A 10,346-nucleotide genomic window follows, 5' to 3' on the forward strand; every position below is an offset into this window, starting at 1 on the left:
TTCACGCACGCGCCCTGTGCATGACCTGCGCACACCCCCTATTGCAGGTCTTTGAACGCCGCTTGCAAACGCGCCACCGCAGTTTCAACCACCGATCGCGGCGCCCCAAGGTTGAAACGCAGATAGGATGTGCCGCCCGTGCCAAATGTCGGCCCGTGATTGGCGGCAATCTGGGCGTCACGCTCGACCCTTGCGGTGAATTCCTGCGGGTCCATGCCCGTGCCCGAAAAATCCACCCACGCCAGATAGGTGGATTGCAACGCCATGGATTGCACGCCGGGAATGGCATTCATGCCTGCATCAAACACCCGCCGGTTGCCATCCAGATAGGTGCACAGCGCATCAACCCATTCCGCGCCCGCTGGCGAATACGCCGCCGTCACCGCATGCAGACCAAAGGAATTGGGCGAAATGCCCATCGCGGCCAGCGTATTGGCGAACTGCCCGCGCAATTTGTCATCGGCAATGATGACATTGCCGCAATGCGTGCCAGCAAGGTTGAATGTCTTGGATGCGGCAGTCAGCATAACCAGACGATCCGCGCAATCCGGTGCGGCCACCGGCATGGGAACATGCGTGGCACCGGGCATCACCAGATCATGGTGAATTTCATCTGATACCAGCAGCAGATCATGACGCGCACAAAAATCGGCGACATCACGCAATTCCTGCGCCGTCCACACACGCCCGCCGGGGTTATGCGGTGAACACAGGATCAGCATGCGTTCCTGCCCGGTCATCAGCGCATCGGCGGCGTCGAAATCCATTTCATAGGCACCATCATTCAGCGACAGCGGGCATTCGACCACCTTGCGCCCTGCGGCGTGAATGGTGCGCGCAAAGGCATGGTAGACGGGCGTGAACAGCACCACCCCGTCACCCGGCTGTGTCCATGTGTGCAAACACAGGCCAATTGCATTCACCAAACCATGCGTGGTGAAAATATGGGCAGAATCCACCTGCCAGCCATGGCGGTTCGCCATCCACCAGCAAATTGCGGCGCGATACGCATCATCATCACCGAAATAGCCATACACGCCGTGGTCCACCGCCTTTTGCAGCGCGTCCTGCACACAGGAAGGCGGGCGAAAGTCCATATCGGCCACCCACATGGAAATTCCGGTGTCGGGAGATACGCCATAACGGTCCTGCATCATGTCCCATTTCATGGAATGGGTGCCGCGCCGGTCGATGATCTGGTCGAAATTCATGGGGTGCCTCCGGTTTTGGAACAAGCTGGCCTGTGCGCGCTGGCGCTGCAAGCGGAAAATGCCCCATTGAACAGGCGTGTGGCTTGGCTTAAATCGCAAAACATGACCCTGCGCCCGATCCTGATACACCCCGACCCGCGGCTGAAGAAGCCTTGCACCCCGATTGACGGGATAACCTCTGATATTGGCAAGCTGGCAGAAGATATGCTGCAAACCATGTATGATGCCCCCGGCATTGGACTGGCCGCGCCACAAGTGGGCGTATTGAAGCGCATGTTCGTCATCGATTGCGTCAAGGAAGAAGGCGAGGCCCCCCGCCCCATGGTGCTGATCAACCCCGAAATCATCGCCACATCGGACGAGATGAACACCTATGAAGAAGGGTGTCTGTCCATCCCCGAACACTACGCCGAAGTCACCCGCCCCAAGCTGGTAACCATGCGCTGGATGGGCCTTGACGGAAAATTGCACGAAGACGAATTTGACGGGCTTTGGGCCACCTGTGCACAGCATGAGCTGGACCACCTGAACGGCAAGCTGTTCATCGACCATCTGGGCGCGATCAAACGCCAGATGATCACGCGCAAGATGGTCAAACTGAAACGCGAACAGGCCCGTGGATGAGTGTGCGGCCCTGCATCCCGTGGCCTGATAAACGCCTGCGCAGTCCTGCGGCACCGGTTGATGCAATTACCGACGACATTCGCGCCATCTGGGCGGATATGATCGACACGATGGAAGCGATGCCCGGTGTCGGGCTGGCCGCGCCGCAAATCGGGGTCATGCTGCGGCTGGCGGTGGTCGATGCCTCGGACAATCGCGGGCAGGTGGTGCGCATGGCCAACCCCGAAATTCTGCACGCCAGCGCGCAGATGCGCAGCCATGACGAAGCAAGCCCCAACCTGCCCGGTGTCTGGGCCAGCATCGACCGGCCCCGCGCCGTGACGGTGCGGTTTATAAATGACACCGGCGTGCCCGAAGACCGTGATTTCGTGGGTCTTTGGGCAACGTCCGTGCAGCACCAGATCGACCACCTGAACGGCAAGATGTATTTTGACCACCTCAGCAAGCTGAAGCGCGACATGCTGTTGCGCCGCGCCAGAAAGGCGGGCTGAATGCGCGTTATCTTTATGGGCACGCCGGATTTTTCGGTTGCCGCACTTGATGCGGTTCATGCCGCGCATGATGTCGTGTGCGTCTATACCCAGCCCCCGCGCCCTGCGGGCCGTGGCAAACAGCCCCGCCCGACGGCGGTGCATGCGCGCGCCGATGCGCTTGGCCTGCCTGTGCGCCACCCCGTCAGCCTGAAGGATGCACAGGCGCAGGCCGAATTTGCGGCCCTTGGCGCGGATGTGGCCGTGGTGGTGGCCTACGGGCTGATCCTGCCGCAAACCGTGCTGGATGCGCCGCGCATGGGGTGCCTGAATATCCACGCCTCGCTTCTGCCGCGCTGGCGGGGGGCGGCGCCGATCCAGCGCGCGATCATGGCAGGCGATGATGACACCGGCATTTGCATCATGCAGATGGAAGCGGGGCTGGATACGGGGCCGGTTCTGCTGTTTGACTCCACCCCCATTGGCGACGATGACACCGCCCAGACCCTGCATGACCGCCTGTCGCAGATGGGTGCGGGGCTGATTGTCCGCGCGCTTGACAAGTTGCCCGACCTGACGCCCCAACCGCAGCCGGAAACGGGCATCACCTATGCCGCCAAGATCGACAAGGCCGAAGCCCGCATTGACTGGACGCGCCCCGCTGATGAGGTTGCACGCCAGATCCGCGCGCTGTCGCCCTTTCCGGGCGCATGGTGCGAAACCCCGTTGGGGCGGCTGAAACTGCTGCAAGCGCAGGCCGTCGACGGAACCGGCGCACCGGGCGAAGTGCTGACAGGGCTGACAATCGCCTGCGGCAAGGGGGCGGTGCAGGTGACTGACGTGCAACGCGAAGGCAAGCGCGCCATGTCCGCTGCGGAACTGCTGCGCGGGGCGGGGTCCGTGACAGGCGTGGTTTTCAGCTAAGGCTGGGCAGGGTAGAGTCTACACCTGCTTGAATGGGGCGTTTGGGTATTCCCAAGGCGCGGAATCAAGGGCGCAGGCCGCCGCGCCATCGGTGGGCCGTCCCGCGGCCTGCCGATTTGGCCAGCGACACGCCAAGCAATTTAAGTAAGGGTATGCAGCTTGCATAAAGTGCACCCCTCACATGTCGGATCGGCAGCCCCCGGCCCACCGATAGCGCGGGCTTTGCAAGTGCTTCAATGTTGCAATCCAGCCAGCTTCACCTTCCGACACCATCACCCCCGCGCAGGGTCGCCATTGCGCTGAAATGTCAGGTAATGGGGCGCACGCCCTTCGCGCAGGGCTTTTTGTTCATACCGCGTGGAATACCAGTCATCCCATGGCTGCACCCAATCGGCGGGCGCGGGCGTCAGGCAATCGAAACCGGCGGCGGGCACTTCTTCCATTGTCTGGCGCACATAATCGGGAATATCGGTTGCCACACGAAACACTGCACCCGGTTTCAGCACCCGCGCCAACTGGTCCAGATACCCCGGCGTCACAAAGCGGCGGCGGTGGTGGCGGGCTTTGGGCCATGGGTCGGGATACAGCAAAAACGCACGATCAAGGCATTGGTCGGGCAGAACATCAAACAGGTCACGCACATCCCATGGATAGACGCGCAGGTTGCGCACACCCGCCTGCCGGATTTTACCCAACAACATGGCCACGCCATTGATATAGGGTTCACAGCCGATAATCCCCACATCGGGGTTTTGCGCGCATTGATGCACCAGATGCTCGCCCCCGCCAAACCCCACTTCCAGCCAAAGCGGGCGCGCATCGCCAAAGAAATCTTCGGGGTTCACGATGTGCCGGTCGGGGTTGTCTTGCACGCTGACACCCTTGGGGTGCAACTGGGCCAGATCCTGATCCAGATAGCGCTGTTGCGCGGGCTTCAGGGACTTTCCCTTGATTCGGCCGTAAAAATTGCGCGTCTGCGGTGCCTTGGGCGGTAACATATGCTCATTCCATGGGTTTTGCGCGGTCGGTATGCAGGTGCTGGCAGCTTGGGTCAAGCTGCTTGGGGGAATGGGTTTACAAACAGCATCCAAACCCCCATGTTTGAACCTGCAAGCCCAGAGTCACCGTGCGAGATTGCGCGCCTCTGACAAACCCACAACTCCCCCCTACTCGGAAGGATATACCATGACGCAAGCAAAAGCGGGCGATACTGTGCGTATTCATTACACTGGAACTTTGGCAGACGGGTCGGTTTTCGACAGCTCCGAAGGCCGCGATCCGCTGGAATTCCAGCTTGGCGCAGGCGCAATCATCCCCGGTCTGGACCGCGCGATTGACGGCATGACGGTCGGCGACCAGAAAACTGTGACCATCCCCAGCACCGAAGCCTATGGCGATTACCAGCCTGAAGCCCGTCAGGATGTTCCGCGCGACCAGATTCCCGCCGATATTCCACTGGACCCGGGCACCATGTTGCAGATGCAAACCCCTGACGGGCGCGCAATGCCAGTGACTGTGGCCGAAGTGACAGATCAGGCCGTAACGCTGGATGCAAACCACCCGCTGGCCGGCAAAGACCTGACCTTCGCCGTAGAGGTCGTTTCAGTAAATTGACGACACCACATAACAAGCGGGCATCCTGTGCCACAGCACCCTTGCATTGCCCGCTTGTTATGTTTCCACCCGTCCCGTCACTCCGCGGCAATACCCGATATGTCGGGATATTCCGGCACCAGCGCAATATCCTGCGCTGTCAACCCTGCGCCATGGGCCACATTGGCAATCAAATGACCATCCAGCCAGATCTGTGCCGTGTCAGGGTCAGCGGTGCTGAATTGCACTGAAAGCTGCGGCAGGGCCAGTCGCGACGGATCGTAGTGCAAAACAATCTGATCATCCTGCGGGTTGAAATCGACAATGGTGACAGCCGCCCGACCGTGCAACCAATCGCCCAGCGCAAATGTATCAGAACCGTCGCCGCCATTCAGGTAGTCACCCTGACCGGCGATCAGCAAATCATCGCCATCGCCGCCATTCAGGAAATTGCGCCCGCTGATATCATGCCCGTCGTCATCCAGCGCGGTGCCAACCAGCGTGTCATTGCCCGCGCCGCCATTCAGCGTGTTGTTGCCCTGACCGGCAATCAGCAGATCATCCCCTGCGCCGCCAATCAGTGTATCATCCCCCGCGCCACCAATCAGCGTGTCATTCCCTTCACCGCCGTTCATATGCGTATCACCCTGACCGGCGTGCAGCCAATCATCGCCGCCAAGGCCCGCAAGGGTGTCATTTCCGGCCCCGCCAGTCAGCGTGTCGTCCAGATTGCTGCCTTGTAACAACGCCGCACTGTCCCCGCCATTCAGGTGCAGGGGTTTTTCAGGGTCCGGTTCCGGGAACAGGTCAGAGCTGTGAATGCGTTCATCCAGATCGTCGAACAATCCCGCCACATCCGGCGCATCGAAGAAATACAGGTCTTCTTGCTGATCCGCTGCGCTGTCAGTCAAACTGTCATCCGCATCAATCCGGCCCAGCAGACCCCCTGAATTTTCTATCATAGAGGGCTGCGATTCCGCATCGGACAGCCCGTCATCATCGGCATCATCGGGGGAATCATCCGCCTGATTTTCAGACTCTTTAGACGTTGCAAACATGCTGTCCGCCGCAATGCCTGCAAGCAAGGCACCAAACAAACCCATCATTATAAACATATTGCACCACCCCACATGGCAACGAATACCCGAAATTCATTTCGCTTAATGTTCTTATTATTTCATAGTTTGCCGGATTCTCACAGCGGTATTGGTCAAACGCTCTGGTGAATCTGGAAAATTAGTTAACGCTTGTCTTGGAAAAATAGGCTTTTCTTGATGCCGGAAATGGTCTATCCGGCGCGCCTGTGCCTTTGGCATGGTATAACGGCCCTGCTGGACGACATCCCGGCCTGCGCCAAAACCCTAATACACAGGAGATCCCGATGTCGATCACCGTAGAAGACAAGACCCGCCTGATTCAAGAATTTGCCCGTGGCGAAGGCGACACCGGCTCGCCGGAAGTTCAGGTTGCTGTGCTGACCAAGCGCATCACCAACCTGACAGAGCATTTCAAGACCCACAAAAAAGACAACCATTCCCGTCGTGGGCTTTTGAAACTGGTGGCCACACGCCGCAAGCTGCTGGATTATGTGCGCAGCAAGGACGAAGCCCGTTACCGCGTTCTTATCGCGAAACTGGGCATCCGCCGCTAAGTCGCGACATATATCAAGATTTGAACGCCCGTCTTTCACAAGACGGGCGTTTTCATTTCAGGCAATCCGCCCGCAGGTCGGGCAAAAGTGACAGCATATGGCCGTTAAATTGCCTTATTTCTGTCGCCAAACAGCGCCATACGCTGATACATATCACGATAAGGAAACAATCGCGTTCTAGAAGTGCGTCCGGTGGCAGGTATGATTATGGTAAACACGCGAAAGCTGGAACAGCTTATGAAGCGTTCGGGGCCGGCCAGAACACCTGGCAAGGGGCAGCCGGATACCATACCGGTGCGGCGCGGACTTGCCCTTTCGGGCGGTCCGGCGCAGCGCAATGACATTGGCAGAACCCGCGCTGAAGCGCCTGTCGTGCCGTGGAATGGCGCGGCATGGGATCACCTTGATCCTGTCACCCCCGACACCAGCGTTGACAAGAACGTGCGTATATTCAACGAGCACGCACGCACCCCGGCGGTAACGGCGATGTTTGATGTCTTGCGCACCCAGCTTGTGCAGACCTTTCGCAAACGCGGTCACCGGTGTCTGGGGATCGCATCGCCCTATGCGGATGCAGGTGCCAGTTTTGTCACGGCCGGCCTTTTGGCCAGTTTCGCGCGGCGCACTGATCTGCATGTCGTGGGGCTTGACCTGAATTTTGCCGATCCCGCCCTGCACCGTTATTTTGAAGCCGTGCCAAACGGGCCTATCCTGCCCGCGCTGACGGGTGAAATCCCGATAGAATCGCATCTGCGGCGCGCCAATTCGGCACTGGCCCTTGGGTTTAACCAAGCCGGACAAGGCAACGCTGCATTCCCCGCCGAGGATTTTGCAGATTTCGTGCAGGACATTCTGGGCTTTATTGCACCGGATTTCATCATCTGCGATCTGCCCCCCCTGCTGAAGGGTGACACGGCCATGAACCTGCTGCCGGGAATCGATGCGGTTCTGGTGGTTTCCGACAGTCGCAAAACCAGCGCCGAGGATATTGCGGCCTGTGAACGGGTGCTGGACGATCAGGCGGCGTTTCTGGGCGTGGTAATGAACCGCGCGGCAGCCGCACCAAAGGGGCGCTGACAATGGGTCCGATCCAGTCCCTTGCCGAACTTTACGACTTCGTGCGCCGCCGCCTTGACCTGTTGCTTGTCACGGTGGGCATCGGCACCATCATCGCCGCCGCTATGGCGTTGCAAACCAGCCCTGTCTACCAGTCACATACGGTCCTGTCAGCGCGCCTGAACACTGTTTCCGGCGAATTTGCTGGCATGACAGGTGTTCAGAATGCGCCCGCGCGCTTGCTGCAACTGGTGGAACAGCGCCTGACAACGCGCGAAAACATGCTTGCGCTGGCCGACAAATACGACCTTTATCCTGATCTGCCAACGCAGGACCGGGTCGAGGCGACGCGCGCATCAATCACATTCTTGAGCAACGAAGCCATCGCGATAGGCTTTGCGCGCGATGGAATGTTGTCGTCGATCGTCGTTCAGGCCCGCGCTGACAATGGCGCAAAAGCTGCGAATATCGCCAATGAGCTGGCCACCATGATCATTGCCGAAACCGGTGCCGGACGAGAGGCCCGCGCGCGCGAAACCTTGTCATTTTTGCGCGAACGCCTGGAACGGACTCAAACCAGTCTGCGCGAAGTCGAGGCAGAACAACGCGCCTTCGCGGCCCTGCACCCTGACGCAATGCCCTTCAATGTGGAACTGCGCCGTTCGGAATTGCTGCAACTGACCACAGCAATTCAATCCACCGAAGCCGAAATCGTAGCACTGGAATCCGAACTGGCGGCGCAAAACCGGCAAGGCAGCACCCAGCGCAGGCTGGCGCAGCTTGGGGACCAGCTGGTTACGCGGCAGGCCGAACTTGACCGGCTGAATGTCCGCCGTGACGAACTGGAGCCGTTTTTCACCCGCGTGGCCGAGATCGAGCGCGATCAGGCCGCCATTGCACAACGCGAAGAACGTCTACAGGACAGTTTGCGCGACATTTCCGACCAGATCGCCAGCGCTGAAACCAATCTGCGGCTGGAAACGGGCCAGCAGATTGCCGCATTCGAAGTTCTGGAACCTGCCGCACCTGCGGAATATCCGATGTCACGCAGCCGCAAGGTCACTTTGCTGATGGGGGTCTTTGGCTCGGCCGTTCTGGCGGTCATGGCGGCATTCGCATACGAGGTTCTGCGCCCCGCATTGCGCAGTGCGGGACAGGTTGAGCGCGAAACCGGAATGCGCCCCGTTCTGGTTTTGCCGGAACTTGTTTTGCCTTCTGACCGGCGCCGCATACGCGTCGCGCGCTTTGCCGGGCTGGCGTTGTTTGTCCTTGCATTGGCAGCAACGCTTAGCCCCCTGATCCAGCAATAGCGCGGGGGGTATCAAACCATGCCCAACGCCATTGCCTATGCCGCACTTCTGATCTGGCCATTTGTGATCGTGGTGATGTTTCGCAAAATGCCAACGGAGCGCGCCTTTATCTGGGCCATTCTTGGCGGGTATATGATGCTGCCGGAACTGACCGAATTCAACCTGCCGGTCATTCCCGCCTTCGACAAGACATCGATCCCCAATCTGACAGCATTCGCGCTGTGTCTGGTGATGCTGAACATGCGCCCGCGTTTGCTGCCCGATGGTCTGCTGGGCAAGGCATTGGTGGTGGTGCTGTGCACAGCGCCGGTAATTGCCGTGTTTTTCAACACCGACACGTTGGAATATGGCACCATACAAAGCGGACGCCTGACCCTGATTGGCGAGAATGCGACGGTTGTTCCGGGCATGCGCATATACGATTCCGTGGCGATTCTGGTGCGGCAGCTTATCATGATCCTGCCCTTCTTTATGGCGCGTCACCTGCTGGCCAGCGAACAGGCATTAACCGAACTGCTGCGCGCGCTGGTGATTGCGGGGCTGATCTATTCTGTTCCAATCCTGTGGGAAGTCCGTTTCAGCCCGCAGTTGCACACCCATATCTATGGTTTTTTCCAGCATGATTTCAGTCAGATGATCCGCCAGGGCGGGTTCCGCCCTATTGTTTTCATGCCACACGGGCTGTGGCTGTCGCTGTTCATGGTCATGACTGCTATTTCCGCACTGCATTTTGCCAAACAAGCCACGCCGTCGGACCGGATGCGCGCTGGCGCTATCACAGTGTTCCTGTTCGCAATGGTGCTTCTGACGAAAAGCCTTGGACCGTTGTTGATACTGCTGTCCCTTACCGCGCTGGTCGTGTTTCTGACACCAAAGATGCAACTGCGCGTCGCGGGACTGGCGGCCCTGCTGGCGCTAACCTATCCGTTGCTGCGCGGTGCAGGGCTGGTGCCGACCGACAGGCTGGTGGCGCTGGCCAACGCGCGCGGGCCGGAACGCGCGCAATCGTTGCAGTTCCGTTTCGACAATGAAGACCTGCTGCTGGACCGCGCGGCCGAGAAGCTGTTTTTTGGCTGGGGCGGATACGGGCGCAATCAGATTTTCGACCCCGACACCGGCCAGATGACATCCGTCAGTGACGGGCAATGGGTTATCACCATCGGGCAATGGGGCTGGGTGGGGTATCTGGCGCTGTTCGGGCTTCTGTGCCTGCCTGTGCTGGCATTGTGGTGGCGGTATCGGCAGGTGCCTGAAGGCGCAATTCCCCCACAGGTGGGCGTTCTGGCCCTGATACTTGGGGCCAGCCTGGTGGACCTGCTGCCCAATGCCACACTGGTTTCGCTGACATGGCTGATTGCAGGCGCACTTCTGGGGCATGCCGAATTGCAGCACCGGCGCAGCCGCACGGCCCAACTGGAACACTGGCGCAATTTGCCGGGCCGCACCGGGCTTATGGCAGCCGCGCGAACACCCGAACCCGCCCTGAAACGCAGCTTTCTGTAAGGGC

The 10,346-nt window shown here is 59.5% G+C and carries 11 protein-coding genes; 8 read left to right on the forward strand and 3 right to left on the reverse strand.

From position 1 onward, the window contains the following. Positions 1 to 38: 38 nt before the first annotated feature. A complete protein-coding gene (locus tag P8S53_RS01490; RefSeq protein WP_277805403.1) occupies positions 39 to 1,211 on the reverse strand; it encodes a MalY/PatB family protein in 1,173 nt (390 codons plus the stop codon). 102 nt (positions 1,212 to 1,313) lie between these two features. On the opposite strand from P8S53_RS01490, the gene def (P8S53_RS01495) reads away from it, so the two are divergent. From def (P8S53_RS01495) to fmt, 3 genes are read left to right on the forward strand one after another with little or no spacing between them, the layout of a single operon-like run. Then, positions 1,314 to 1,835: a peptide deformylase gene (gene def / locus P8S53_RS01495; RefSeq protein WP_277805404.1), complete on the forward strand. Its 522-nt coding sequence runs from the start codon at positions 1,314 to 1,316 to the stop codon at positions 1,833 to 1,835. Then, positions 1,832 to 2,326, forward strand: a complete 495-nt coding sequence (gene def / locus P8S53_RS01500) for a peptide deformylase (protein WP_277805405.1) — start codon at positions 1,832 to 1,834, stop codon at positions 2,324 to 2,326. The genes def (P8S53_RS01495) and def (P8S53_RS01500) overlap by 4 nt, the downstream gene beginning before the upstream one ends. Continuing rightward, positions 2,327 to 3,229 carry a methionyl-tRNA formyltransferase gene (fmt, locus tag P8S53_RS01505; protein ID WP_277805406.1) on the forward strand — a complete coding sequence of 301 codons (903 nt, stop codon included), beginning with the start codon at positions 2,327 to 2,329 and terminating at the stop codon, positions 3,227 to 3,229. A gap of 272 nt (positions 3,230 to 3,501) precedes the next feature. Here the strand turns inward: fmt and P8S53_RS01510 are convergent, their stop codons facing one another. Further along, the gene (locus tag P8S53_RS01510; RefSeq protein ID WP_277805407.1) at positions 3,502 to 4,227 is read right to left on the reverse strand and encodes a tRNA (guanosine(46)-N(7))-methyltransferase TrmB; all 726 of its coding nucleotides are present in this window, start codon (positions 4,225 to 4,227) and stop codon (positions 3,502 to 3,504) included. 187 nt (positions 4,228 to 4,414) lie between these two features. Here P8S53_RS01510 and P8S53_RS01515 point away from each other — a divergent pair, with 187 nt between their 5' ends. After that, the gene (locus P8S53_RS01515) at positions 4,415 to 4,843 is read left to right on the forward strand and encodes a peptidylprolyl isomerase (protein ID WP_277805408.1); all 429 of its coding nucleotides are present in this window, start codon (positions 4,415 to 4,417) and stop codon (positions 4,841 to 4,843) included. A gap of 77 nt (positions 4,844 to 4,920) precedes the next feature. Here P8S53_RS01515 and P8S53_RS01520 read toward each other — a convergent pair whose 3' ends face one another. Beyond that, positions 4,921 to 5,937: a calcium-binding protein gene (locus tag P8S53_RS01520; protein WP_277805409.1), complete on the reverse strand. Its 1,017-nt coding sequence runs from the start codon at positions 5,935 to 5,937 to the stop codon at positions 4,921 to 4,923. Positions 5,938 to 6,203: 266 nt separating this feature from the next. Here P8S53_RS01520 and rpsO point away from each other — a divergent pair, with 266 nt between their 5' ends. The 4 genes from rpsO to P8S53_RS01540 all read left to right on the forward strand — a co-directional run bounded on the left by rpsO (position 6,204) and on the right by P8S53_RS01540 (position 10,342). Further along, positions 6,204 to 6,473, forward strand: coding sequence for a 30S ribosomal protein S15 (gene rpsO / locus P8S53_RS01525; protein WP_277805410.1), 270 nt, complete (start codon positions 6,204 to 6,206; stop codon positions 6,471 to 6,473). A gap of 201 nt (positions 6,474 to 6,674) precedes the next feature. Continuing rightward, positions 6,675 to 7,550, forward strand: a complete 876-nt coding sequence (locus tag P8S53_RS01530) for a hypothetical protein (protein WP_277805411.1) — start codon at positions 6,675 to 6,677, stop codon at positions 7,548 to 7,550. 2 nt (positions 7,551 to 7,552) lie between these two features. Beyond that, the gene (locus P8S53_RS01535) at positions 7,553 to 8,839 is read left to right on the forward strand and encodes a hypothetical protein (protein ID WP_277805412.1); all 1,287 of its coding nucleotides are present in this window, start codon (positions 7,553 to 7,555) and stop codon (positions 8,837 to 8,839) included. Between the two features lie 18 nt (positions 8,840 to 8,857). Next, positions 8,858 to 10,342, forward strand: a complete 1,485-nt coding sequence (locus tag P8S53_RS01540) for a hypothetical protein (RefSeq protein ID WP_277805413.1) — start codon at positions 8,858 to 8,860, stop codon at positions 10,340 to 10,342. Positions 10,343 to 10,346 lie beyond the last annotated feature (4 nt).

It is taken from the genome of Roseinatronobacter sp. S2, assembly GCF_029581395.1.
Taxonomy (GTDB): domain Bacteria; phylum Pseudomonadota; class Alphaproteobacteria; order Rhodobacterales; family Rhodobacteraceae; genus Roseinatronobacter.

Excerpts from the sequence above, each read along its gene's own strand:
- fmt (WP_277805406.1), top strand. The coding sequence starts at position 2,327 with ATGCGCGTTATCTTTATGGGCACGCCGGATTTTTCGGTTGCCGCACTT.
- P8S53_RS01520 (WP_277805409.1), bottom strand. The coding sequence starts at position 5,937 with ATGTTTATAATGATGGGTTTGTTTGGTGCCTTGCTTGCAGGCATTGCG.
- P8S53_RS01510 (WP_277805407.1), bottom strand. The coding sequence starts at position 4,227 with ATGTTACCGCCCAAGGCACCGCAGACGCGCAATTTTTACGGCCGAATC.
- P8S53_RS01490 (WP_277805403.1), bottom strand. The coding sequence starts at position 1,211 with ATGAATTTCGACCAGATCATCGACCGGCGCGGCACCCATTCCATGAAA.
- P8S53_RS01540 (WP_277805413.1), top strand. The coding sequence starts at position 8,858 with ATGCCCAACGCCATTGCCTATGCCGCACTTCTGATCTGGCCATTTGTG.
- P8S53_RS01515 (WP_277805408.1), top strand. The coding sequence starts at position 4,415 with ATGACGCAAGCAAAAGCGGGCGATACTGTGCGTATTCATTACACTGGA.
- def (WP_277805405.1), top strand. The coding sequence starts at position 1,832 with ATGAGTGTGCGGCCCTGCATCCCGTGGCCTGATAAACGCCTGCGCAGT.
- P8S53_RS01535 (WP_277805412.1), top strand. The coding sequence starts at position 7,553 with ATGGGTCCGATCCAGTCCCTTGCCGAACTTTACGACTTCGTGCGCCGC.
- def (WP_277805404.1), top strand. The coding sequence starts at position 1,314 with ATGACCCTGCGCCCGATCCTGATACACCCCGACCCGCGGCTGAAGAAG.
- rpsO (WP_277805410.1), top strand. The coding sequence starts at position 6,204 with ATGTCGATCACCGTAGAAGACAAGACCCGCCTGATTCAAGAATTTGCC.
- P8S53_RS01530 (WP_277805411.1), top strand. The coding sequence starts at position 6,675 with ATGATTATGGTAAACACGCGAAAGCTGGAACAGCTTATGAAGCGTTCG.